At 66.4% G+C, this 23,384-nt stretch carries 20 protein-coding genes and 1 pseudogene; 8 read left to right on the top strand and 13 right to left on the bottom strand.

The features are described 5' to 3' along the window. The first annotated feature begins 1,087 nt into the window (after nt 1–1,087). Complete coding sequence (locus tag AB4030_RS19335) at nt 1,088–1,864, top strand: glycosyltransferase family 87 protein (RefSeq protein ID WP_442280839.1); 777 nt, start codon at nt 1,088–1,090, stop codon at nt 1,862–1,864. 68 nt (nt 1,865–1,932) lie between these two features. Here AB4030_RS19335 and AB4030_RS19340 read toward each other — a convergent pair whose 3' ends face one another. The 8 genes from AB4030_RS19340 to AB4030_RS19375 all read right to left on the bottom strand — a co-directional run bounded on the left by AB4030_RS19340 (nt 1,933) and on the right by AB4030_RS19375 (nt 9,866). Beyond that, nucleotides 1,933–3,363: a hypothetical protein gene (locus AB4030_RS19340; protein WP_442280840.1), complete on the bottom strand. Its 1,431-nt coding sequence runs from the start codon at nt 3,361–3,363 to the stop codon at nt 1,933–1,935. Nucleotides 3,364–3,369: 6 nt separating this feature from the next. Next, the gene (locus AB4030_RS19345; protein ID WP_442280841.1) at nt 3,370–4,281 is read right to left on the bottom strand and encodes a type II secretion system F family protein; all 912 of its coding nucleotides are present in this window, start codon (nt 4,279–4,281) and stop codon (nt 3,370–3,372) included. Nucleotides 4,282–4,288: 7 nt separating this feature from the next. After that, entirely contained in the window at nt 4,289–5,413 is a 1,125-nt protein-coding gene (locus AB4030_RS19350) for a type II secretion system F family protein (protein ID WP_442280842.1), read from the bottom strand. 107 nt (nt 5,414–5,520) lie between these two features. Beyond that, the gene (locus tag AB4030_RS19355; RefSeq protein WP_442280843.1) at nt 5,521–6,918 is read right to left on the bottom strand and encodes a CpaF family protein; all 1,398 of its coding nucleotides are present in this window, start codon (nt 6,916–6,918) and stop codon (nt 5,521–5,523) included. Next, entirely contained in the window at nt 6,915–8,087 is a 1,173-nt protein-coding gene (locus tag AB4030_RS19360; RefSeq protein WP_442280844.1) for an AAA family ATPase, read from the bottom strand. Before AB4030_RS19360 ends, AB4030_RS19355 begins: the two co-directional genes overlap by 4 nt. Beyond that, on the bottom strand, nt 8,084–8,881 hold the full coding sequence (cpaB, locus tag AB4030_RS19365; RefSeq protein ID WP_442280845.1) for a Flp pilus assembly protein CpaB: 798 nt from the start codon (nt 8,879–8,881) through the stop codon (nt 8,084–8,086). Before cpaB ends, AB4030_RS19360 begins: the two co-directional genes overlap by 4 nt. 513 nt (nt 8,882–9,394) lie before the next feature. Then, nucleotides 9,395–9,565 (bottom strand): Flp family type IVb pilin, encoded by a 171-nt coding sequence (locus AB4030_RS19370; protein WP_442280846.1) that lies wholly within the window; start codon nt 9,563–9,565, stop codon nt 9,395–9,397. A 130-nt stretch (nt 9,566–9,695) separates the two neighbouring features. Then, nucleotides 9,696–9,866: a Flp family type IVb pilin gene (locus AB4030_RS19375; protein ID WP_442280847.1), complete on the bottom strand. Its 171-nt coding sequence runs from the start codon at nt 9,864–9,866 to the stop codon at nt 9,696–9,698. Nucleotides 9,867–10,068: 202 nt separating this feature from the next. On the opposite strand from AB4030_RS19375, the gene AB4030_RS19380 reads away from it, so the two are divergent. The 3 genes from AB4030_RS19380 (at nt 10,069) to AB4030_RS19390 (ending at nt 14,165) form a co-directional block, all read left to right on the top strand. Continuing rightward, on the top strand, nt 10,069–11,226 hold the full coding sequence (locus tag AB4030_RS19380; protein ID WP_442280848.1) for a glycosyltransferase 87 family protein: 1,158 nt from the start codon (nt 10,069–10,071) through the stop codon (nt 11,224–11,226). A gap of 176 nt (nt 11,227–11,402) precedes the next feature. Next, nucleotides 11,403–12,617 carry a hypothetical protein gene (locus AB4030_RS19385; protein WP_442280849.1) on the top strand — a complete coding sequence of 405 codons (1,215 nt, stop codon included), beginning with the start codon at nt 11,403–11,405 and terminating at the stop codon, nt 12,615–12,617. 288 nt (nt 12,618–12,905) lie between these two features. Then, nucleotides 12,906–14,165 carry a hypothetical protein gene (locus AB4030_RS19390; protein ID WP_442280850.1) on the top strand — a complete coding sequence of 420 codons (1,260 nt, stop codon included), beginning with the start codon at nt 12,906–12,908 and terminating at the stop codon, nt 14,163–14,165. Nucleotides 14,166–14,179: 14 nt separating this feature from the next. On the opposite strand, the gene AB4030_RS19395 is transcribed toward AB4030_RS19390, so the two are convergent. Together AB4030_RS19395 and AB4030_RS19400 are read right to left on the bottom strand one after the other, a co-directional pair. Continuing rightward, entirely contained in the window at nt 14,180–15,097 is a 918-nt protein-coding gene (locus AB4030_RS19395; protein ID WP_442280851.1) for a glycosyltransferase family 2 protein, read from the bottom strand. After that, entirely contained in the window at nt 15,094–15,567 is a 474-nt protein-coding gene (locus AB4030_RS19400) for a GtrA family protein (RefSeq protein ID WP_442280852.1), read from the bottom strand. The genes AB4030_RS19395 and AB4030_RS19400 overlap by 4 nt, the downstream gene beginning before the upstream one ends. A 280-nt stretch (nt 15,568–15,847) precedes the next feature. On the opposite strand from AB4030_RS19400, the gene AB4030_RS19405 reads away from it, so the two are divergent. After that, the gene (locus tag AB4030_RS19405) at nt 15,848–17,323 is read left to right on the top strand and encodes a hypothetical protein (RefSeq protein WP_442280853.1); all 1,476 of its coding nucleotides are present in this window, start codon (nt 15,848–15,850) and stop codon (nt 17,321–17,323) included. On the opposite strand, the gene AB4030_RS19410 is transcribed toward AB4030_RS19405, so the two are convergent. The 3 genes and pseudogenes from AB4030_RS19410 to AB4030_RS19420 form a co-directional block, all read right to left on the bottom strand. Then, nucleotides 17,284–18,126 (bottom strand): glycosyltransferase family 2 protein, encoded by an 843-nt coding sequence (locus AB4030_RS19410; protein ID WP_442280854.1) that lies wholly within the window; start codon nt 18,124–18,126, stop codon nt 17,284–17,286. The genes AB4030_RS19405 and AB4030_RS19410 overlap by 40 nt on opposite strands. 366 nt (nt 18,127–18,492) lie before the next feature. After that, nucleotides 18,493–18,845: pseudogene (locus AB4030_RS19415) on the bottom strand (hypothetical protein); the annotation flags it as partial. 299 nt (nt 18,846–19,144) lie between these two features. Then, complete coding sequence (locus AB4030_RS19420) at nt 19,145–19,699, bottom strand: hypothetical protein (protein WP_442280855.1); 555 nt, start codon at nt 19,697–19,699, stop codon at nt 19,145–19,147. A gap of 729 nt (nt 19,700–20,428) precedes the next feature. On the opposite strand from AB4030_RS19420, the gene nhaA reads away from it, so the two are divergent. The 3 genes from nhaA (at nt 20,429) to AB4030_RS19435 (ending at nt 23,384) form a co-directional block, all read left to right on the top strand. Beyond that, nucleotides 20,429–21,802 (top strand): Na+/H+ antiporter NhaA, encoded by a 1,374-nt coding sequence (gene nhaA / locus AB4030_RS19425; protein ID WP_442280856.1) that lies wholly within the window; start codon nt 20,429–20,431, stop codon nt 21,800–21,802. A 99-nt stretch (nt 21,803–21,901) separates the two neighbouring features. Further along, the gene (locus AB4030_RS19430) at nt 21,902–22,450 is read left to right on the top strand and encodes a phage holin family protein (RefSeq protein WP_442280857.1); all 549 of its coding nucleotides are present in this window, start codon (nt 21,902–21,904) and stop codon (nt 22,448–22,450) included. Nucleotides 22,451–22,472: 22 nt separating this feature from the next. Then, complete coding sequence (locus AB4030_RS19435) at nt 22,473–23,384, top strand: alpha/beta fold hydrolase (protein ID WP_442280858.1); 912 nt, start codon at nt 22,473–22,475, stop codon at nt 23,382–23,384.

Consider the following 23,384-nt stretch of genomic DNA (forward strand, 5'->3'; position numbering starts at 1 on the left):
AGGTGCCCAGGCAGGTGCCCAGGCCGGCGACACCGGCCGCGGCGGCCACGAGCGCCACCGAGGCCAGGACCTTGCCCGAGGTGTTCTTCTTGCCGTGCTTCTTCGAGGTGGCGACGCCCATGGTGACTGCTCCTGGTGTGAGTCCGGCCGGATCGGGCCGGGAGGCTGCGGGTCGGGGTTTCCTCCCGACATCCAGAACTCTGGCGGGCCGAACGCAAGACAAACCCGGCCAAACACCAAGGAATCCCGCAAGAAAGACACAACCCCACGGCATACGACGACAAGACCCGCCCACCGAAGACGGCGAGCATGGCCGCGCGATTGCGGCCGACTGACGGGTCATGGCGCCAACGTCAGGTCCTGGCGCGGTGCCGTCCAATGTGCCGCCGTCCGGGTCCCAGTAGCCTGCGCGCGCCTGAAACGCGCATTGACGAGGACGGACCGGCGGTTTCCGCCAAATCATCTGCACCATGTTGAGGTTGGGCCTGAGACCGAGCGTCCGGCGCGGGTGGCGGCCAGTCGGAGCCGCGGACCAACTCGGCCGACAGATACTGGTCGGTCCAGCCGTCGGCGTCGCGGAAGCGCAGCCACCCGTCCCCGACGTAGAGCCACCCCGGTTGCTCGTGCATGGTCGTTTCCCCCACCTATGCCACAGTCACCGGTCCCCCGACCGGTAGGCCAAACATAGGACCTCGATGAGTTCGCTTCTGCCGGTGTCCGATTAGTCGTTTTCTTCCCCGTGAGAGCCGCGCAGCAGCGCTATCGAGGTGGAGCGGAACCTGTCGACTGGGGGGCACCCCGGCGTTCGCGACGCGCGTCTCGGCCTGCCGACCAAGGCCGATCGGGACAGATCTCCGGATTGCGACCCCATGACGGACGCTTGCGTTGCCTCGAGAAGAAGGGAGGTGGTTGTGCCGTTCTTCTATGCAGACCTCACCATTCGAGCAGAATGAGCATTATGTCTCTTGGGGGCTCGGAGTCCGGCGCCTCGCTGCGGCGATTCAGTCCGTCTAGCCCAAGGTTGCCCAGACGGGTCGAGGCGCCCGTTATAGCGATGCTCTGGTTAGCCGGCGCCTACCTTGTCTTCGTGAGCGTGTCCTACTACGTGGCGCGGGACCGACTTGGTGGCGACGCCCATGCCTACTGGCTCACGGGACAGTCTTGGTATGTCGCCTACGAGATCGCGCCGAACCACAATGATGCCTTTCTCTACTCGCCTGCCTTTGCACAGCTCATTCGCCCACTTACGTGGCTTCCGTGGCCCGCGTTCTTGACTTTGTGGGTCACTGCGGAGACGGCAGCCTTCGGGTGGCTTCTGCGTCCCCTGGGGTGGCGATGGGCATTGCCTCTCATCCTTTGGTGTGCGCCAGAGATCGTCATAGGAAACGTCCTGGGCTTTCTGGGCGTCGCACTTGTCGCGAGCTTTGCCCGACCGTGGATGTGGTCGGCGATGGTCCTCACCAAGCCGATTTTTGGTCTCGGATCGTTGTGGTTCGCCGCGCGGCGGCAATGGCGTCAATTTGCTGGATCGATGGGGGCCACCGCTTTGATCGTTGCGATATCGACGGTTCTGAACCCGACAGCCTGGGCTCACTGGCTTCTATTTCTCGCTACGAACGCCGGAGGCAGCGCCACGACGCTCATTCTTCGGAGTGCACTCGCTGTCACGGTCGTGGTCATCGCTGCCCGGAAGGGGCAGCGATGGCCTGTGGCAGTCGCTCTTCTCCTGGCAACCCCGGTCTTCGCAGGCGCCCCCTCCCTCACGATCCTGGCGGCCATCCCGCGGCTCATGTGGAACACGGAACCCGACAATCGGCAGGATGTGTCTGGGGCGGCAGAGGTCGTGCGGGTCTCGACAGGATGACGCGAGAAGCGGCCGATGGGCTCAGGTGAATGCGTACGCTTCGGCGGCGCGGCCCCGCCGCACTCAGTTCAGTGCTTCGACCCCAGGAGAACGTAACCGTCAGCTTCCCCGGCGATCGACCACTCGCCGGTAGCGCGCATAGCCGGGAGGACCGCTGCATCGATGGGAAGCAAAGCGTACGAGCATCCGACGTGCGCGAGGTAACTTTGCCACCCGGGATCCGCAGCCATAAAGCCGAGGTACGCCTTGATGCGATCCACCGTATAGAGCTCGACACGAGTGTCCATGGTTGGGCGCAGGCCCGGATGCTTGAGCATGAGCCACCCACCGTCGCTCTGGTCGTTGCACAGGACAGTCCCGCTGGGCAGATGGCCCAGCGCAGCGTCAAGACCGTTCGGTCCGAGGGCCGGTCGCGCTGCTGCCGTCGGGACGAGCACTCCGGCGAGCAGCAGACTCAAGAACCCCGACACCAGTACGGCCAGCCGCTCGCGCCGGCCGCCGCGGAAGCAGATTCCTCCCGTGAGTCGCTGGATCGCGGTGGCCGCCAGAGGGGCCATGATGACCGCAGCGAGCCCGGTTGTGCGCGACCACGAGACGGCGAGCACGAGCGCAAGCACGGTGACCAGCGCGAGCGTCCAATCACAACTCCCCCGGGCCACCTGATCGACGACAACCACGACGATCAAGAGCAACGCGGCGATCAGAGCCGGGTCCGTCGCACCCGGTGGTTGCCACTCGCTGATCAACGCAGTCACACCATGCACTTGGAAGGGGGAGGCGAAGAGCAGCGGGCCTGTGGGTGTCCCTGCCGAGACAATTACGGAGAGGAGCGGCACGAGTGTCAACCGGGCAAGCTCGCGCGACGTGACTCGACGCTCCAAAACCATCCCCAACACGACGGCGCCGCCGACGAGCGGACCCATGAACCACATGCCGTGACTGCACGCCCAGAGCCAAGTGAGTGGCACCAGCCACCACCGAACACGACGGTCCGCACGCGTCAGCAACCATGCGCTCGTCGTAACCGCCGTCAGGGCAAACGTGACCAGCTGGGGACGCGGCGAGAGACTCCCGGTGAGCGCGACGAAGACAACGGCGAGGACGAGAGCGGTCACTAGAGCGGACGACCGGCGCCGACACGCGGCATATACCGCGAGTCCGACAAGGAAGGACCCCAGACAGAGCAGCCAGGCGACGCCCGGGAGCCCATAGGCCGCGTACGCCCAGTGCATAAGCACTTCGGGCAGCCACTGGTTGAGAATCCAGATCTTGTCGGTCGCAGCGCCGAAGGGATCAGCGAGGACGAACTGGCCCGTCTGCAGGAGGTGCTCCCCCGCGAGGATGTGCCAGTAGGCGTCTGGGTCTTTGACAGGCCCGAGAGGCTTCAGCGCAAATATCGCCAAGGAAATGGCTGGCAACAACCAGGCGATCTGGCCCACGGGAGAGGCCGCCGACGGGTCATCGGCGACTCGGACCTGCGCGTCAGCAGCGACGGGCACGGCCCGTCAGCCCCCGAAGGCCTGCATCATCCGGATGCCGCCAGGCCCGATGATGACGATAAAGAGGGCGGGGAGGATGCAGAACATCAGCGGGAAAAGGATCTTGATCGTGACCTTCTGAGCCTGCTCCTCAGCCTTCTGGCGGCGGACCAAGCGCATGTTGACGGTCTGTTCGCGCAAGACGCCGGCGATTGGCAAGCCGAGCCTGTCGGCCTGGACGAGAGCGGTGATGAAGTTCTTGACCTCCGACAGGCTGACGCGGTCGCCCATGGAGCTGAACGCCTCGCCCCGGGATTTGCCGATCTGAATCTCGGAGAGCACGCGGGCGAACTCGCCGGAAATCGGGCCGTCGACGTTTCGCGCCACCTGGAGCAGCGCCGCGTCGAAACCCTGGCCTGCCTCGACACACACGCTGAGCATGTCGAGGGCGTCGGCGAGGCTCTTGCTCGTCTGCTCCTGGCGACGCTGCGCCACGTTCTTGATGAGCAGATCCGGCAGGAAGAAGAGCGCTGCGCCGCCGATCAGGGCGTCGAAGAGGGCATTCGGCAGTTGAAACTTCCCGTAGAAGGCGCCGAGCACGATACCGACCAACAGAGCCGCGCCCTTGAGCCCCAAGATGCGTTCAACCGTCCAGCTAGCCGGGTTGCCGGCCTGGTCGAGCATCTTCGTGTACCGGTCGTCTGCCCCTCCCGGGGATAGGGCGCGGGCCAAACCCTTGGTGCGGTCGAGGATCGGGGTAAGGAGCCGGTCCCTGGCGGCCAACTCGGTGGTCACCACCTCGCGACGGTCCACCTGGTGATCGACGAGCATGAGGGACTTTGCAACGCCGCGTGGCTCGCCGCCACTGAGGTCCAAACTGAGCACGGCAAGGATCAGGCCGATGGCAAGCATGGCAGCGGCGACGTAGATGACACCCATGGTCAGGTCACACCTCGATCTTCACAACTTGACGCATCCATACGATGCCGACCCCAAGGGACACGAGACCACCCACGCTCATGAACAGACCCACGGTGGTGGTCCAGAGCAGGCTGACGTATCCGTAGTTGACTTGCGTCATGTAAACGAAGATGAAGATCGGCATTGCGACGAGGATGTACGCCGACAAGCGCCCTTCGGCGGACAGCGTCGCCACCTGACGGTGCAGCGACTCCCGCTCGCGCAGTGTGCCGGCGGTCGTGCGCAGTGTGTCGGCCAGGTTGCCGCCTACCTGGCGCTGGATGCGGATTGCCATGACCGCCCAGTTCATCGACTTGCTCTCCATCCGCACCGCAACCCGTTCGAGTGCGTCCGAGATGTCGGTGCCGATGCGGGTCTCGGCGAGGGCGCGGCTGAACTCCTTGCCGGCAGGCTCTGCCGCGTCGCGCGCGACGGCGTCGAGGGACTGCGGCAGACCGAAACCGCTGCGGAGGCTGGTCGAGATGAGGAGCAGGATCTGAGGCAACTGCGCCTCGAACTTCCGGGCGCGACGGGCGGCCTTGAAGCGGAGACCCAGCGGCATGAGGAGCAACCCCAGGACGGCACCGATGACGAGACCGACGACCTTGCCCTGACCCGCGAGCACCATGCCGACGGCCGCAGCTACGACGATGGCGATGACTCGCAGGACCAGCCATTCGCCGGCTCGGAAGGGTAAGTCGGCCCGTTCGATGAGGGCCATCGTCTTGCTCGTCGACTTGCGGTCCTTCATGACCCGGTCGCCCATGTCGAGCAGTTGCGTTGTGATGGTGCTCTGGGCCGCCTTCAGCTCCTGTCGCGACAGAGGGACCGTGTCGCCGAGGACGTAGGCATCGATGGCGGCTACCCGATCCTCTCGCTTGGTCTGGCGGGTCGGCACGAGCGCGGTCGCGAGGACGAAGAGCGCGAGTGCCAGCAGCCCAGCGGCGATGTAGGGACTCCGGTCTGTGACGGCAACGGTGGCCGGGTCGACTCCGGCTGCTCGGGGGACCAGCGCGGCCGCAGGTTGTGGGCGGCTCGTCGGCGAAGGGGAAGGAGCATCAGCGCCCACATTGATCTGAAGGCTTAACCCGATGTCGGTAACGGCCGTCATGCGAGCGCTGACGGGCCCCCCGGCCGCGTGTGCTATTCCTGCGGGTAGGACGACGAGGACGAGCGCAACCGCGATCTGCCCTGAGACGCGCCGACAGGTCGTGCGCATCAGAGTACTGACCGAGAGAAGAGCGAGACGGGCAACTCGACACCCACGTCGGCGAGGTCGGACGTGAACTTCGGGCGGATGCCGGTGGGCATGAGAGTGCCGAGGAAGCGGCCGTTCTCATCGCGACCGGCCCCGTAGTTGAAGGTGAAGATGTCCTGGAGCGTGATGACGTCCGACTCCATGCCGACGACTTCGGAGATCGCGACGATGCGACGTGAGCCGTCCTTGAGACGTGACTGCTGCACGATGAGGTCGACCGCTCCCGCGACCTGCTCGCGGATGGCGCGAACGGGCAGCTCAATGCCCGCCATGAGCACCATCGTCTCGAGACGCGCAAGGCTGTCTCGGGGGGTGTTGGCGTGCACCGTCGTGATCGACCCGTCGTGGCCCGTGTTCATGGCCTGGAGCATGTCGAGCGCGGCGCCGTCACGGATCTCACCGACGATGATGCGGTCGGGGCGCATACGCAGGCAGTTCTTGACGAGCTCGCGGATGGAGACAAGACCGCGGCCCTCGATGTTTGCCGGGCGAGCCTCCAGGCGCAGCACGTGCTGCTGTTGCAGCTGGAGCTCGGCGGCGTCCTCAATGGTGACGATGCGCTCGTCGTGCGGCAGGAAGGAGCTGATGACATTGAGCGTCGTCGTCTTACCCGAGCCCGTGCCGCCGCTGATGATGATGTTGCGCCGGCCCTTGACGCACGCGTCGAGGAAGTCACGGACCTTCTCGGTCATCGTGCCGAAAGAGATGAGATCCTTGGCGGTGAACGGGTCGGCGGAGAACTTGCGGATCGTGAGCATCGAGCCGTCGAGCGCGATCGGTGGAACCACCGCGTTGACACGAGAGCCGTCGGGCAGACGAGCGTCCACCATCGGGCTCGACTCGTCGACACGACGACCGACACGACCGACGATCTTGTCGATGGTGCGACGCAGGTGCGTCTCATCGGAGAACTGTGCATCGACCGGGAAGATCTTGCCTGCGCGCTCGATGTAGATGTCCGCGGCGCCGTTGACCATGATCTCCGAAACTTCCGCGTCACGCAGGTAAGGTTCGAGCGGACCGTGACCAAGGATGTCGTCCAAGACGTCTTGGGCGATGCGGGTGCGGTCCGAGTGTGACAGCGGCGTCTGCTCAGCGTCGATGACCTCCTGCAGCGTCGTGCGCACCTGCGCGGCCAGCTCGACCTCGCTGAGGTTCGGGTCATAGAGCCGCGGGCCAAGCGAAGCCACCAGCGCCTGATGCACCCGCTCCTTGACCCCGGCGAACGGGTCGACACCACGGCGGCGCACAGGCACAGCACCATTGGTGATGCGGACCTGGCCACCGTTGCCCGGCGCAGGCTCGGCGATCTGGCTCGACGCACGCGCGCGCTCAAGACGGTCGGCGAGGGTGCTCATCGCTTGCCTCCAAACAGGGAGAAACTGCGTCTTTCCTCGTTATGGAGCTCTTCGCCGAAGCGGCGACGAATCTCTTGGTCCGCGAGCTCTCGGATGGCCACCGACACCGGGTTTCGCGGGTCGTCGAGCACGAGGGCGACACCACGGTTGACCGAGGCCGGCACCGTCAGACTGTTGGGCACGTTCGCCGAGATCGGGGCCTTGAGGGCCGTCTCGACGTCATCGGGCCTGAGTCCGACTTTGGCATCGGAGCGGTTGAGCACGATGGTCCGAGCCTCTTTGGACGTGCCGAGCGTGTCGAGGGTGTTGATCGCGATGCGGAGGTTCTTCACCGCGGGGATGTCCAGCGTCGCGATGAGTACGGTGAGGTCGCTGACGTCGATCGCGGCGAGCACGTGCTCGGTGAACGAAGGTGGGGTGTCGACGATGACATAGTCGTACTGCCCTCGCGCCACACGCAGCAGCTCGATGATGACGTGAGACGGCACGCGGTCAGCGTCGGCCGGGTCAGGCGGAGCGACGATGACGTCGAGACCGCTCTCCTCATGCCGGGTAACGACGGACTGGATGCCCTGGTCATCCAGATGTCCGCTCATGGTTACGACATCGCGCACCGAACCATGAGGTTGAAGCTGCAGGCTGATGGCGACATCGCCGAACATCAGGTCGAGGTCGACGAGCAGCGTCTTCGCCCCAATAGATGCGAGGTAGGCCGCGATGTTCGTCGACATCGTCGTCTTGCCGACGCCGCCCTTCGCGCTGAAGACAGTGATGATCTTTCCGTCGAGGCCGCCCACGGTGGTGCCATGGCCGCCAAGTTGCTGGGTCAGCGCGATCGACCGGCGGACTGCGTCGGCGATGGCTGGATGGTCGTCCGCCTGAACGACCTCACGGACGCCGCTTCGCAGGGCCTGCGCCAGAGCAGTGACGTCGAGTCGGTGACGCAACAGGATGACGCCGAGCTCGGGGCGGTCGATACGCTCTCGCTCGGCAAGATCGCACGCGGAGTCCAGATCGATGTCAGGACCGATCACCACAAGTGAGTGGCTCCGGGCCTCCTCGAGCTCACGGCTGACGCGCGGCGCCGAGTTGAGCACGAGCGCGTCTCCACCGAGGGCGAAACGATAGGTGTCGCCTGCCGCGGGGTCGAAGTCCCAGAGGATGGTCATGGTCCGGCCACCGCACTTCGGAGTTGGAGATCGGTGACTTCAAGAGACGGGTCCATCTTGACGTCGGAACCGCGGAGAGCACCGTAGAGCTGGCGATTGTTGATGCCGTGGATGAGTGTCGCAGCATCGGCCGGCTTTACCGCAACGGTGACCAGATAGTTGCCACTTGCGCCGGCGGCAGTCGCAGGCTGCCCCTCTGCAGCAGGCTGAGCCGCTTGGCCCGAGAGCGGTGAGTCTCCCATCGCGATGACAAGAACGTCGGCCAGCAGCAAGCTCGTGCCGTGAACGTCGTTCTGGTTCAGGATCTTGGCCTCGGGTGTGTCGTGCAGGTCCTTGATCTTGTACGACTGGTAAAGCGCGATGTGGGAGCCGGGCGTCACGAATTTGCCGACGCGCGCCGGGTCGGAAAGAGCGACCGATACGGCGAGCATGCCGTTCGGGACCTCGATCGCCTTGGTTCCGGCGGGCGTCGCGCCGAAACGGGCCGCCAGGAGGTACTCCCCGGCGGGGATGTCGGAGGTGGCGAGCAGTGCACCGTTGTCCGCGTTGATGTCTTGCAGGGCGCCCACCGGGACGGCCTTGGCGCTCACCGACGTCTGGGCGATGAGGCCCGTGCGCTGCGCGTCCTTGAGAGTCGTTCCCGCCTGGATTGGCTGCTGCGCGACCCACACCGGCGATGGCGACTCGGCGGCGATGGCCCGAGCATCGGCGTTGCGCGCATACATGATCACGAGAGCCCCGCCGCCCAGTGCGAGGGCTATCGCCACCACAATCGTGAGAATGCGACGGTTCATGCTGGGGTCCCCCCAAGGAAGAAGTTCATGGTGATTCGCTGAGTGTCAGCCCGCGGGTCCGGCCATCGAGGCGCTCGTCGAGCGTCTGAACCGATGGCTGTATCGCCGGCAGAGAAGCCCGCAAGCGAACCAGCCCCCGGACGCGGTCTTTGTCGCAGGGTTGGCTTGGTCCTTAAGAACAACGCCTGACCCCGCGGCTGGAAGTGGCGAGCCCCCGGACCAGGCGGACGGACCCGACGCCACCGTCCTCCACGAGAAACGTGGATCGTCGGCGCCAGCTTTGAGCGCGATGGCGGGCCGGGCTTGGCACAGACACCTTCGCGCGCCGTGATCGTCAGCTCGGTCTGGGTGAAGTACGCCCACTCGAAGTCGACGAGTTGGGCGCTGACGGGAAGCAGCACGATTGCCCGCCCCGCAGCGGATGCGCCGTGCTCAGTTCCGGCCATACCAGATCGCACTCCCCAAGTTGTGTGGTGCCGTCCAGTGCCCCCAGCCTGGACGTCTATCGAGGTCTCAGACCTGGGACGCGACGTTGTTGAACGTCGTCGACAGGTTGGTGCCGAGCAGCGAGACAGCGGCGATGATCACGACAGCGATCAGGGCAACCATCAGGCCGTACTCGACAGCGGTCGCGCCGCGCTCCTTGTTGAGAAGCGTCTGGACGCTGGCAGCAACTTTGGTCATTCTGTTTCCTCCCGTTGGGTGGGTGAGCGTCAGCGATATCTACTCATACCGACAGATTCGAACGGGCCCCGGCGACGAGCGAGTCACGGGTGCGAAGCGGCACATCCGGCTTCGCACCCGTGTTCGGTGCTCAGACCTTGGCGGCGACGTTGTTGAACGTCGTCGACAGGTTGGTGCCGAGCAGCGAGACGGCGGCGATGATCACGACAGCGATCAGGGCAACCATCAGGCCGTACTCGACAGCGGTCGCACCCCGCTCCTGGTGGAGAAGGGTCTGGACCTTGGCAGCAATCTTGGTCATGGTGAAGGGTTCCTCCCAGAGATGCAGGGCCACCCGATGTGCCCCCCGCTGAGGGAAGATTATGGTTCGGCTTCCAGCCATGTCCTGAAAACGGTCGAAATTGCACAATCCTTGCGAAATCCCTCCTCCTGACTACGGGAGATGGCACCGTTGGGCCCGTCGGGGAAGCCCCCTCGGCGAGCGACGACTACTGGAGACGCGGATGCCGATCGACGTGACCCCCACCTCACGGCGCCGCTCGACAGGCATCTCTCGTAAGCTCGGCGTCGCGACGCTGGTGATGGTTGCCGTCGCTGCCCTATACCTGCGATGGGGGCATGCGCCAGCCTGGAATTTCGTCGACCTCACAGACTTCTACTACGGCGGTGTCTCCGTCCTCGACGGAGTGGACCTTTACGCCTCACGGCGCAGAGTCTTGGCATTCAACTACCCCCCCTTCGCCGGCGCCGCCTTCGTCCCGCTCGCCATTATCGGCCTAGGCGCTGCCAAAGCGGCATTCACCGGGCTGACTCTGGCTGCGTACGTGGTGAGTCTCGCGGCGATTCGTCGCGCAGTGGAGATCCCTTGGAGTACAACGCTGCTCGTCGGCCTAATGGGCCTGTCTCTCGAGCCCGTAGTGCGCACGATCGTCCTGGGTCAGATCGGCATCATCCTCATGGCGCTCGTGCTCACCGATCTGTTTCTAGTGCCGCCGCCCTTTCGCGGACTCCTGATCGGACTGGCCGCCGGGATCAAGCTGACACCGGCAATGTTTGTCCTGTGGTTCGTGCTCCGTCGCGACTGGGCATCGGTCGCGAGGGCTGCGGCAGCCACTTTCGCGACCGTTGCCATCGGATGGGTGGTCGCTCCCGTGTCGTCGCAGCGCTACTGGCTCGGCGGGTTCGACAAGCTCGACCGGTTCGGAGATCTTGCCTTCACGCCCGTCAACCAGTCGATGACCTCCTTAGTCGCGCGCGTGAGCGGTGGCGCAACGGGCCTCGTCCTTTGGGTGACCGTCACGTTGGTCGCGGGCCTGGTCCTGGGCGCGGCGGTTGTCCTAACCCGCCGCGGTAGCTGGCCCGGCGTGGCGTTGACGCTCGCCGGCGCCACTCTGCTGCTTTCCCCGATCTCGTGGACCCACCACTGGGTATGGGTCGTACCGCTTCTGGCCGCCCTCACCTCCGCCCGACACGGTGTGGTCTCTGCCGTGGTTGCACTCGTCTTCTACGCGGCGCCGATGTGGTTCGTCCCCGAGTCGGGGTCGATCGAACCTGTCCAAGTCGTCTTTGCCTACGCCTATACCCTTACGACGTTGGCGCTCCTTGTCGCGACCATCACGTTCCCGTCGATCGAACGGTCGCGGCCAGCGAGGACGCAATGACCGCCCCCGACACGCTGGACACGACCCCACTTGACGCCGCCCGGCGCACCCCGGTCGCGGCGCCGATCTTTGTCGCCCTTGCGCTCATCGCGTGCGCAATAGCATGGTTCGGCGTTGTCGGGTCCGATGCCCTTTGGCTTAGCGCCATGGGAGACGCAATCCGACGCGAAGGCCATGTGCCACGGAACGTTCCGTTCGCAGCCGCTCCGACGGACAGCTGGGTCAACAGCACCGTGGCCGGACAGGTCGTTCTCTCCGGCTTCTACGCGGCCGGCTCGATCGGCATCGTGGTGGCCCAGCTCGCGGCCGTAGTCGTCGCGCTCGGCGTCGTCGCGGGGGCTGCGATGAGTCGTGGTGCGGCGCCGCGCGCGACGGCTGCTGTGCTTGGGCTCGTCGCCATCGGAGCCGCCGCGCCACTCCTCATCGGTCGGGCCCAGTTGCTGTCCCTCGTCCCCTTCGCCCTACTCCTCGCCCTCGTCCGCGGGCAGCAGGTCCGTCAGAGCGCCGCCATCTGGTGCGCGGTTCCGATACTGGCAGTGTGGGGCAACCTCCACGGTGCCGTCCTCGTCGGCGTGGCCATCCTCGGTTGTTTCCTCGCCTTCACCCTGCTGCGCAGGGCCCCCATGACAGCGGTCGGGGTCGGCTTCGGATCACTGCTCGCGACGTGCCTCAACCCGGGACTGACCAGGGCACCGCACTACTACCTCGGCGTCTTCGGGGGCGCGGCGACCAGCGACGACTCGGGGATGTGGAGCGGCATCACGCCCTCGAACCCGTTCGACGTGCTCCTGGTCGCTGCCGCGATCGCCCTGCTGCTCATGGCGTTTCGCCGCGCGCGTCCCACCTGGGAGCACGCCGCCGCGCTGGGTCTGGGCTTCGCGACCCTGATTGCCGCGCGGAACGGGGTGTGGCTCCTCCTCTTCCTCGCTGAGCCCGCGATACTCGGCGTCAGCCGTTCGGCGACGGCGCGGCCTGTGGGGGCCCGAGGTGCCGTGCGCGGCACCATCGCGGCGGTCGTGCTCTCAGTGCTCGTGGGAACGGTCCTACTAGGGACACGCCTTTCGTCGTTCCGCGATGCCGACCGCGAAGCCTCGGATCTGGCACACGCGACGCGAGGCTGTGTCGTCCTGGTCGCCGAACCGCTTGCCGAGTCGCTGGCTGCTGCCGGGGCTACCGTCTGGGCCAGCAACCCACTGGACGCGTTCACGCAAGCCGACCAGACGGCATACCTCGCGTTCATGAACGGCGACTCCCCGGCGGCTCAACTTGCACTCCAGAGATCCGACCTAGTTGTGGCACTGCCCGGGTCCAAGCAGGAGAGGCTCGCCAGGCAGGGCGGATTTACCCAGAGCACGACCCATGGCGCATACCTACTCCTGAGGCGCCCATAGACGGTATGCAGCGACGGCTCGGAGGGCCTAACGGTTCGGGTGCCGGGCCTATCGCAAAATCGATCCGATACCTCGTGGGGTGCTGACATGACTCGCCCTTCGCGCTTGGGAATCCCACCAGGGCATGGCCGGTTCAAGGTCCCGTCCGCGTCCACCAGAGCGGCGGCGCGCGTCCTCATACCGCGCTCGGGGCTCGTGCTCGCGGTACCGTGGCGCCGCGAGCACCGGACGGGCTCGTGCGGACAGGACGAGGGGGCGGTCCAGGTGGCACGACACGACGTTGACGACGTGTCCGCGGTGACCACCGTCGGCACGGCCTCCGGCCGCGCGGCCCGCTCGGCAGAACCGCCACTCGTCCGACGCTGGTGGGTATGGCCGCTCGCGCTCTACATCGTGACCAGGCTGGTCAACGGCGTGATGTTCGCGATGGCGAGCCGATCCGCTATTAGCCTGGAAGAGTTTGTCGGCCTGGGTGGCCGGCACTTCGGCACGGACGCGGGCACGGCGCCCCCCGGGTACCTCACTTCAGTAACCCGCTGGGACGCTCAGTGGTACTGGGAGATCGCCGCCCATGGCTACCCGTCAGATCTACCCACCGACGCGTCCGGAAACGTCGAGCAGAACCCGTGGGCGTTCTTCCCGCTGTACCCCTACCTAGTTCGAGCCGTCATGTTCGTGACGCGCCTCGACTTCCCGATCGCTGCGAGCGTGGTCTCACTCACGTGCGGCGCAGCGGCCATGCTGCTCATCTACCGAGTCGTGAAGCGCCAGTACGGGCACCTCGGAGGCGTGCTCGCTGGCCTGGCCATGACCACCTTCATGTGCGCGCCCGTCTTCCAGATGGCCTACGCGGAAAGTCTCGCCCTGGCGCTGCTCCTGGCCTACTTCTGGTGCGTCCTAGAGGGCCGCTACGTCGCCGCCGGATTCGTACTGCTCATGCTTGCGCTCACACGTGGGGTGGCGGCGCCGTTGGCCCCCGTCATGCTCCTCTATGCAGCACTTCTGTGGCGACGCGGTCGGCTAGCCCGGAGCGACGCGGTCGGGCTGCTTTCACTCGCTGCCTGGTCGGGGGCGCTCGCCTTCGCGTGGTTCGTCATCGTAGGAGCAGTGACGGGACGGTGGGACGCCTACGTGCTGACCCAGAAGGCATGGAACCCCGAGCTTACGGTGATCCCGGTGGTGCGGTTCATGCAGCGCAACAGCGACGTTCCCGGTGGGCAGGTCGGTGCCGCAGTCATCGCTCTAGCCTGGGCGGCCTTTCTCATCTGGTTCCTCACCAAGGGCCAGCAGGAGCCGCTACTCGCGCTCTGGACAGGCATGTACGTCGCATACTTGCTCGCCGTCACAGACTGGAACTGGAGCAACGTCCGCTATTACGTTCTGGCCTTACCAGTGCTCTGGCCGCTTGTTGGACGGTTACGAGGCGAACGCAACCCGATGCCACGGGTCATCGTTGCCGGCGCCGTCGCCCTGGTCGGCGTCGCCATGCAATGGTGGTACATCCGCTACTGCGTCACGGTCTCTCGCGAGCTCGTGCAAGTCCCCTGACACGAGAGACGTCGTCAATTCGTGACGGACGGAGCCCGCTGCAACGCAACCGGCGCCGGGTTTTCAATCTCGATCGGTGTCAGCGGCGTCTTGAGCTTTCGGGCCATGGAGAAGTACGCCAACCGTCGTGCGTAGGCAAGTATCTTGGCTCGCGCTCGACCACGCATGAGGTCGCCTTGGGTCAGCCAGTCCGGATGCTCTTGCGCGATGGATCTGTGAAAGTCGACGACCTGCCGGTACTGGCTCCGGGCAAGCGCGTGGCTCCACTGACTGGCGCTCAGTCGAAACGTCGCCAGCGAGTCGCCGATCCCGAAGAAGTGGCCCTGCGCGAGGACCCGAGCATACGTGTGCTGGTCGAGGACGTAGGAGAACGAACCGTCCCAACCTCCGGCGATCGCAAGGCTCTGCCGGTCGAGCAGGACGCACGCGGGCTCTCCGAACGGGTTCGTGCCCGACCGGACTGCCTGGCGGATCGCACGGGCACCGTCGACGGGTCCTACGAGATTAGGCAGTCCCCACGAGCTGAGCAGCACGTCACCGGATGCGGTCACGACGTCACGCCTGGAGGCCACCATCACCGTGCCCGGGTTCGCCCGCATCGCCTCGACCTGTCGCTCGAGGCATGTAGGGGCGATGACATCGTCCCCGCATACGAGCTTGAGATAGGCCCCAGATGCCGCGTGCGTAGCGTTGTCCCAGTTGTCTTCGGGTTTACCAGTGCGCGCGAGCCGCAGGAGCGTGACCCTCGGGTCCGCGGCGTAGGGCTGGAGAATCTCCCACGTGCCATCCGTGCTGGAGTGGTCGCTCACGATCAGCTCGAAGTCGGAGAAGGTTTGATTGAGGATCGAGGACATCGTTGCACGGACGAACGCCGCGCTGTTGTATGTGGGAACCACGACCGAGACGGTGGGCGTCGCGGCGGAGGCCTTCACGGGTTGACCGCCACCCTGTTGAAGGAAAAGCGGCTGTGCCCGAGCCAGCTGATGACGGCGATGATGCACGTCACTAAGGCCTGGGCGCCGACGACCGGGAGCCCGATGGCCTCAACGCAGAACGGAAGCAGCAGGGCATTGACGCCGAGAGAAGTCAGGTTCACCGACTCGAAGCGCCAAAGGTCCTCAAACACGTTGCCCGTGACACGGAAAACGAACTTGCGGTGCATCGTGAACGCGAAGAGGACACTCGTGATGTGCGCCATCAGGAGCACCACCATGTACCCCGTTATATGGTCAAGCATCGCTTCAAAGGCCGCGAAGCACGCTAAACCGAAGGCGGTGTTGAGGCCACCGACGAGAATGAACGCGACCCGGTGATCGCAGAAGACACCGCGTGCGAAGTCGGCGGACGTGACATGTTGCCAAACGGCTCTGTCGCCGATCGCCTCTACTGCCTTCACCGTCATGGCATCCCCCTAACCGAGCGACACCGAGTTGTGCCACGTCTCCCTTGGCGGCAAGCATGCACGGTGCGAGGGACGCTGTCCGGCAAACGGGAGAAACCGCCCTTAGCGGGCACCGCGACAGCCTCGGGCCGACCCAGACGAACGTCCGTCGTTTGGAACGGCTGGCGAGTTAGGGTGCCGAAACGCCCAGTCCGTCGCCCTACGAAAGGTGGCCCCGGTGGCACGAACACACTCGCCGGGTTGGGATTGTCCCTCCGCGCGCACCCTCGCGACGAGGACCGTGTACATCGCTCTCGTCGTCGCCGGCGTTCTCGCCTACGCAGGCGTGGTGTGCCAGCAGCTGGACTACGGGCTCGAGTACGACGAGGCCTACAACCTCACAGTTGTCCGGAATCTAGCTGAAGGTCATGGCTATGCGAGCAACTCAGCCATGTTTCCTGGAGTCGACCTCAAGTCGTTCGACCCCTTCGTGTCGACCGGACCTGCCCTGCTGGTGCCAGCAGCCGTCGTATGGAGAGTAACCGGTGGCACGCTATGGGCTATCCGCCTCGTGCCCCTTGTCGCATTCGCCATCTATCTCTTGGCGGCGTGGTTGCTTGGCAAACGACTGACCGGTCGCACTGGCGGTCTCCTCGCGGTGTTGTCGCCACTCGCGCTCGCCACGGCGGTCCCGGACCTGACAACCCTCTCACTCGTGCCGGGGCGGGTCGTGGGAGAGGTCGCGGCCTGCGGACTCTCCCTGCTCGGCGTGTGGGCCCTCGTCGCGGGCCGGCCGTTCTCGGGCGGCCTGGCCGTTGGGCTGGCGGTCCAGGCCAAAGCCAACTTCCTGATGGCGGCGGCCCTGGTCCTTGCCATCTGGGTCGTGGGCTCGACTTGGCCGACGCAACCAGTGAACTGGAGGGCGACATGCCGGGCTGCCTTGGGGGCGGTCCTCCCGACGGCGGTCTTCGAGCTCTACCGTCTAACTCAGCTGGGACCGGAGGGCTATCTGCCGAGCGTCGCGGAGTTCGCCGCCTTTCTCCGTGCACAGTCCCGAGGACCAGTGACCAACCGGGCCCAGCGCCTCGAGTCCCTGGTGCACGCCATCCCGGTGTGGGGGTGGCTGTTTGTGCTGGGCGCGCTAGTGCTCGCAGTCGTCTCGCGCGCGACGCGCGGCGCCGTGCAAAACGTCCCCCGGAGCGGCACCGGCAGCCTGCTGTTGACACATCTGCTGGTACTCGCCCCTGCGTTCGCGCTTCTGGGCTCATGGCTGCTCGTATCGGTGCAGTCCAGCGTCCGGCAGGGCCTGCCCTTCCTTCTCTTGCTCTTGCCGCTGGTGGGCGCGAGCGTCCCCCTGGCGGCGCGGCATGCGCACGCACGGGCTGCGACGGACGCGGGTACGCACCGCGGCGTCCTTGGGGTGGCGGCGGCCACGACGGCAGTTCTCGGCGTCGGCGTCGCGGTAAGTGCTTTTGGAGTGTGGACAGACGACTTCGGTCAGCAGCTTGCAGCTGAACAACGGAGTGCGGCATCGGCAATCGTCTCCTCTCGCACCAGAAGCCTCCCCGTATCCGGCTGGTGGCAGGCACCAGAGATGCAGGTGCTCACAGGCCTGCGGCCCGAAGTCGCACGAGACGCTTCGCCTGCCACGGTGCGCGTGTTCACATCGGTCCAGGCGCTGCTCGACGCAGGTCGCGCCGATGCGCGGGTGTATCAAGCTAAGTGCGGTGACGTGCTTTACGCGTCGACGGCAGCCGTTGTCTGCCGAGAGCCGTGAGACGGGAAGGAATGCATCAGCGACTGCGGGACACCCTTTTCGGCGGGGACCGGGGACCGACCCGGAGCCGGGTCGGCCGCGAACCACTGGATTGTTGCGTCGCGGCAGAAGGCCATGAATCGGCGACTCGGCATAGAGCGGCGACGGGCGTTCCACGTGGACCCTGATGTTTCGGGTCCACGTCGGGGTCGCGACTCGACATCGATCTCGACGATCCGAAACCCCGACTTCCGGGCTGTCGACGCGATCATGAGGTTCGGCGTCATCGTGTTGGGAGGCAGCGTGTCCAGGAGCTGTCGCAGGATCTCGGGACGATATGCGCGGAGTGGCGTGTTGGCATCGCGAGGCGCCACTCCGCAGCGAGATCGCACCAGCACTCGGGTAGCGGTGCTCGTGGCACGTCGGAACAGCGGATCGTCCCGCCGTACGCGTGAGCCCTCGGCGAGGTCTGACTCACGCTCGAGCAGCGTGGCCACGAGGGCGGCGACGTCGCGCCCAAAGAACTGGCCGTCGCCGTCGATGGCCACGACCACGTCTGCCCCTGACCGTAGCCCGCCGTGCAGGGCGGTGAGTGTGGAGATGCCATGCCCGAGGTTGTGCGCGTTGCGGATGACCTGCACGTCACGGTGCAGCCCGGCCCAAGCCTCGACCGCAGCCGAGGTATCGTCGCTTGACAGGTCGTCGACGACGACGAACGAGACGTCATAGGCGGTCATCTGGGCCTCGATCTCGCCAAGAAACTCCGCGATTCCTGCGCTCTCGTTGAACGCTGGCATCACCACGGACACACTGACTCGCGACATGACCCTGCTCCCCCTGGCTCGTCTCGCGGACTCGGTGGCGTGCGCCGCGCGGTTTGGCCTGTCTCCGCGGAGCGTATATGCGCAGGTTGCGGCATATATATATTTTGCGAAATTCTGCCAGGGCTCATTCTTGGCCCGCGAGGACGGCGGTCGTTGAGCCGCATGTATGCGGTGAACGGCCGGGTTAATCGGCTCTGGTCAGCCGGGGAGCAGTGTGTTGTCCGCTGCCGACAGGGCGGACCGATCGCTGCTGCATGTCGACGCACTTACGATCCCAAGGCGCCTCCGAAGTGCACCCCACCCACGGTCGCGCAGCGAGCGCGTAAGGATTGCCGACGTTTGGGTTGACACTCGTGGTGTTGTGTTTCAGGCCGCGTGAGCGGCTCGGTTGATGGTCTCAAACTGGACCAGGGTGAGCTTGCCCAGGGACCGTGGGCGGCGTCGGGGGTGGTAGGTCCGTTCGATCCAGGTCACGATGACCAGAGGCAGCTGGTGGCGGGCACTCCAGCGCCCCTGGTCCAGGACGTTCTTCTGTAGGAGGGCGAAGAACGACTCGATCGCGGCGTTTTCGGCGCTGTCGGCGCTGTCGGCGCTGTCGGCGTTGTCGGCGCTGGACGCGGCCCGGCCCGTCGAGCCGGCCAGGCCCTGGCTGGCCAGTTCATGGAGAAGCGCCGCGAGTAGAATCCGCCGACCGATTCGTGGTCGGAGTTAAAGATCGTCCCGGCGAGGCTGCCGCGGGTCGCGGCGGCGGGCTTAAAGGCGTTCTGGACGCGCTCGGTGCGCATGTGGTCCGCGACCGACCAGCCGACCAGCCGCCCAGCCGCCGGGAGTGGCAGTCGATGACGGCGGCTACGTACAGGTTGCTGCCGTCGGCGATGGGCAGGTAGGTGATGTTCCCCGACTTGGCGCTGGTTCGGCGCCTCGGCGGTGAAGTCCGGTTCAGCAGGTCGGGCACATGCTGGTCGGCGTGGTTTGGGATCGTGGTCCGGACCCTGCGTTTGCGCCGGTGGCCGCGGATCTACTCCTCGCGCACCACCCCGGCCACCCGCTCGTGGTTGACTCGCTCCGCCTCGCCGGCGCCGTCGTTCAGCTCGGCGGTGATCCGCGGGGCCCATCGTCTCGTCCTGCTCGTGGACCTCGCGGATCCGCTGGCCGGCTCCGCGTCCGCGGCGGCCCGAGCCTCACGCGCCCGGGCCGCGGCCTTCCACGGGTACAAGGACGAGCGCTCGACCTGCACGAGCTCACACAACCGCTTCACCTCGTAGGCAGGCTGGTGGTCGGAGACGAACTGGAAGCTGCTCACCAGTTCGTCTCCCCGGCGAAATGCTTGACCTCCGACCGGAGAATCTCGCTCCGTGGTGAGCTTAGCGTTATCGGCCTCCAGCTCCGCGACCCGCGCCGCCAGCCGCGCGGCGCGCTGCTCGGGCGTGTCGTCGAGCACCTCGCCGACGGCAGCTGCCGGGTCCGCAAGGGCGGCGGGCCAACGTCCCGTCAGGAGCCGCTTCCTGCCGGTCCCGTACCGTTCGAGCCAGCGCCGCAACGTGCCCCGCTCGATCCCCAGGTCCTCGGCCATGCCACGCACCATCGCGCCCGGAGTGGCCTCGCACAAGTCGACGGCCTGCCTACGACACTCCTCGAAGTAGTTCTTGCGGGCCATCGTTCGGGATCAGTTCGCCTCCCCGCAGATGATGGGTTCTGCGTGTCCAAGAACCAGGTCGGCGCCCCGGCGCCGGGAAGTTTCAGTGACGTGGGCGATGCTTTCGGAAGAGCGTCAACACGCGGGGGCCGCGATTGACGCCCGCAGCAGAGCGCGCGACCTCTTCGTCGCGCAGTCGCTGGAGCAGTGTCTTCGGGTCTGGTGGCGGCCACTCCCGAGCCCTCGGGTCGTGTGTGTCCATGTGGTACTCGGTCCAGCCGTGTTCGTCGCGATACCGCAGCTGACCCTCGCCGACGTAGTACCAACCGGGCTCTACTCGAGCACCCATCGTGCGCCCCCATGCTCTTCGTTTTCGAGATATGTCCCGCCCCAGGCACCAATGTAGGGACGCAGTCGTCCCCAAACAGCCGATGTCTGATTAGTCTGATTTACCCGTGTCATACCTAAATTTTCCGAATCTTTACCATGGTTGCGTCTCGTGTTAGGCACCCCGACACGAGTCACCGCGGCGGATCTTCGGACCCCGGGCTCGGGGATCCGGCCGCCTCGATAGGCTCGAGGCGGCTCACGGCGACGACGCGAGTGGCCATGGTGTGCCGGGAAGTCTGGTCGGCGTCCGATGACCCATTCCCGAAAGGACCCACAGTGAGCGACCCGCGCGCTCCCACAGACCGGTCGACTACGCCGCCGGTCGGCACGACGAACCGGCTGCTCGGACGTGGAAGCTGGCGCGAGGCTCGCTACGTCGCTGACCTCCTGCGCACCGAGACCGTCGGTGGCGCGATCCTCCTCGCGGCCGCTGTCGCCGCTCTCGTCTGGGCCAACTCGCCGTGGCGTGACGGCTACGCCAGGCTCCGCGACACCGTCATCGGTCCTCACGCGTTGCACCTCGACCTGTCCCTCGGGACTTGGGCGGCCGACGGACTCTTGGCGGTCTTCTTCCTCGTCGCCGGCATCGAGCTCAAGCGCGAGTTCGTCGCCGGTGACCTGTCCGACCGGCGCAAGGCCGCCCTGCCGATCGCCGCCGCCGTCTGCGGCGTCGCCCTGCCCGCCATCCTGTTCGTCGTCACGGCCACGCTCATGAGCCCGGGCGACAGCCCGAGCGAGGCCAGCGGCATACTCCGCGGTTGGGCCATCCCGACCGCCACGGACATCGCCTTCGCACTGGCGGTGCTCGCCGTCATCGGCACGCACCTCCCGAGCGCCCTGCGGTCCTTCCTGCTGACTCTCGCGGTCGTCGACGACCTCATCGCCATCACGATCATCGCCGTCTTCTACACCGACACCGTCAACCTGCTTTGGCTGCTGGCGGCCGTCGTCCCCCTCGCCGTGTGGCGCCTCCTGCTCAAGCGGAAGATCACCCATCCCCTCGTCCTCGCGGTCCCCGCCCTGCTCGCCTGGGGCTTCGTCCACTCGAGCGGCGTGCACGCGACGGTCGCCGGCGTCCTGCTCGGTCTGCTGGTCCCCGTCAGCCGCGAGGTGGAGGACGACCCCGACCGGAATTCGCTGGCCGAGCGCATCGAGCACCGGATCCGGCCGTTCTCCGCGGGCTTCGCGGTCCCGGTCTTCGCGTTCTTCGCTGCCGGCGTCACGGTGATCGGTGGCGGCTTCGGCGCCGCCCTGCGTGACCCGGCTGCGATCGGCGTCGTCGTCGGACTCGTCGTGGGCAAGACGGTCGGCGTCTTCGGAGGGACGTGGGCGGTCTCGCGCTTCACCCGAGCAGAGCTCGACGATGACCTGAGCTGGACCGACGTCCTCGGGCTCTCTGTCCTGGCGGGCGTGGGCTTCACCGTGAGCCTGCTCGTCGGCGAGCTCGCCTTCGGCAACGGCTCCGAGCGCGACAACCACGTCAAGCTCGCCGTCCTGTGCGGGAGTCTCATCGCGGCCCTTCTCGCGAGCATCGTCCTGCGCCTGCGCAACCGGCACTACCGTCTGGTCGAGGCCCGCGAGACCGCGGACGAGGATCACGACGGCGTCCCGGACGTCTACCAGGCAGAGGGACGACTCGATCCGGCCTGATGGTGCCAGCCGTGCACGTTCGGGTAGGGACTGCGCAGTAGGGTTGCACCGGGTAGGCGCGACCGCGTCATCACCAACGAGCACCGAGGAAGTGAGCCGATGAGCACGGATCCCCGGCAGGAGCGGACACTGGGCCAACTGGTCGCGTCCGCGACACAGGACATCTCGACGCTCGTTCGCAGCGAGATCGCCCTGGCCAAGGCTGAGGTCTCGGTTCAGGTCAAGAAGGCGGGCGTCGGCGGAGGCCTGCTCGCCGGAGCGGCCGTCGTCGGCTTCTACTCCGTCTACTTCATCTTCATCACGATCGCCGAAGGCATCCAGGCCCTGGGCCTGCCGCGCTGGCTCAGCTTCCTCATCGTCACCGTATTCATGCTGCTCGTCGCGGCCGTGCTGGCTTGGCTCGGCGTGAGGAAGATGAAGACCGTCAACCCGACGCCGGAGAAGACGATCTCCGAGGCGCAGGAGACGGTCGCTGCGCTCAAGACTGCAGCCGAGCACCCGGGGACCACGGTCCCCGCGCCGCGTCCCGCCTGGGACCGCAAGGATCTCCCGGCCGGAAGCACGTCCGCTCCCACCGCAGCCATGCCGGCCGTGTCGTCGGGCAACGGAACTGCGCCCACCTCGCCGAACCCGTCCCGCGACGCCTGAGCCGACACTCCTGACCACCTCCATGTCCGTCGACGCTGCGTTCGTCAACATCGGCGGACCCTGGGAGCATCGCTACGTCTCCGCCAACGGAGCCCGCTTCCACATCGCCGAGATCGGCGACGGGCCGCTGGTAGTCATGCTCCACGGCTTCCCGCAGTTCTGGTACGCGTGGCGTCACCAGATGGTCGCCCTCGCCCACGCCGGCTACCGCGTCGCCGCGATGGACCTCCGAGGCTTCGGCGCGTCCGACAAGCCGCCACGCGGCTACGACACGTACATGGCCACTCTCGACGTGGCGAGCGTCATCCGCGCCCTCGGCGAGAAGGACGCCGTCGTCGTGGGCCAAGGTCTGGGCGGCTGGATCGCCTGGTGCATGCCGACACTGCGGCCCGACGTGACGCGGGCCATCGCATCGCTGTCGATGCCACACCCCCGGATCATGCGCCACGCGACGTGGACTAACCCGAAGCAGCGTCGCGCATCGGCGTGGATCGCTGGGCTGCAGAAGCCTTTTCGTCCCGAACGCGAGATGGCCTCATCGCACGACTACGTCGAGGGCCTCCTGCGCTCGTGGGCGTCCCCCTTCGGCAGCTTCCCCACGGCGGAGGACGTCGCTCGCTACGGCGACGGCATGATGATCCCGTTCGTGGCCCACTCGGCCGCGGAGCACTACCGCTGGCTCGGGCGCTCCTCGGTGCGCCCCGACGGCCCGCTCTTCATGCGCCGCATCCGTCACGCGATCCGCGTACCGGTGCTCCAGCTCCAGGGCACTGACGACGGCTGCGTCATCGCTACCGTGACCCACGGGTCCGGCGCCTTCGTGCCCGGCGACTATCGCCAGGTCAAGGTCCCCGAGGCCGGACACTTCCTCACCGAGGAGGCGCCCGAGCAGGTGAACGCCGCCCTCATCACGTGGCTCGGGTCCCTTGCCTAA

The organism is Terrabacter sp. 2YAF2 (genome assembly GCF_052114705.1).
GTDB lineage: Bacteria > Actinomycetota > Actinomycetes > Actinomycetales > Dermatophilaceae > Terrabacter.

Excerpts from the sequence above, each read along its gene's own strand:
- AB4030_RS19345 (WP_442280841.1), bottom strand. The coding sequence starts at position 4,281 with ATGGGTGTCATCTACGTCGCCGCTGCCATGCTTGCCATCGGCCTGATC.
- AB4030_RS19350 (WP_442280842.1), bottom strand. The coding sequence starts at position 5,413 with ATGACGGCCGTTACCGACATCGGGTTAAGCCTTCAGATCAATGTGGGC.
- AB4030_RS19355 (WP_442280843.1), bottom strand. The coding sequence starts at position 6,918 with ATGAGCACCCTCGCCGACCGTCTTGAGCGCGCGCGTGCGTCGAGCCAG.
- AB4030_RS19360 (WP_442280844.1), bottom strand. The coding sequence starts at position 8,087 with ATGACCATCCTCTGGGACTTCGACCCCGCGGCAGGCGACACCTATCGT.
- cpaB (WP_442280845.1), bottom strand. The coding sequence starts at position 8,881 with ATGAACCGTCGCATTCTCACGATTGTGGTGGCGATAGCCCTCGCACTG.
- AB4030_RS19370 (WP_442280846.1), bottom strand. The coding sequence starts at position 9,565 with ATGACCAAAGTTGCTGCCAGCGTCCAGACGCTTCTCAACAAGGAGCGC.
- AB4030_RS19375 (WP_442280847.1), bottom strand. The coding sequence starts at position 9,866 with ATGACCAAGATTGCTGCCAAGGTCCAGACCCTTCTCCACCAGGAGCGG.
- AB4030_RS19380 (WP_442280848.1), top strand. The coding sequence starts at position 10,069 with ATGCCGATCGACGTGACCCCCACCTCACGGCGCCGCTCGACAGGCATC.
- AB4030_RS19400 (WP_442280852.1), bottom strand. The coding sequence starts at position 15,567 with ATGACGGTGAAGGCAGTAGAGGCGATCGGCGACAGAGCCGTTTGGCAA.
- AB4030_RS19410 (WP_442280854.1), bottom strand. The coding sequence starts at position 18,126 with ATGTCGCGAGTCAGTGTGTCCGTGGTGATGCCAGCGTTCAACGAGAGC.
- AB4030_RS19420 (WP_442280855.1), bottom strand. The coding sequence starts at position 19,699 with ATGGCCGAGGACCTGGGGATCGAGCGGGGCACGTTGCGGCGCTGGCTC.
- AB4030_RS19430 (WP_442280857.1), top strand. The coding sequence starts at position 21,902 with ATGAGCACGGATCCCCGGCAGGAGCGGACACTGGGCCAACTGGTCGCG.
- AB4030_RS19435 (WP_442280858.1), top strand. The coding sequence starts at position 22,473 with ATGTCCGTCGACGCTGCGTTCGTCAACATCGGCGGACCCTGGGAGCAT.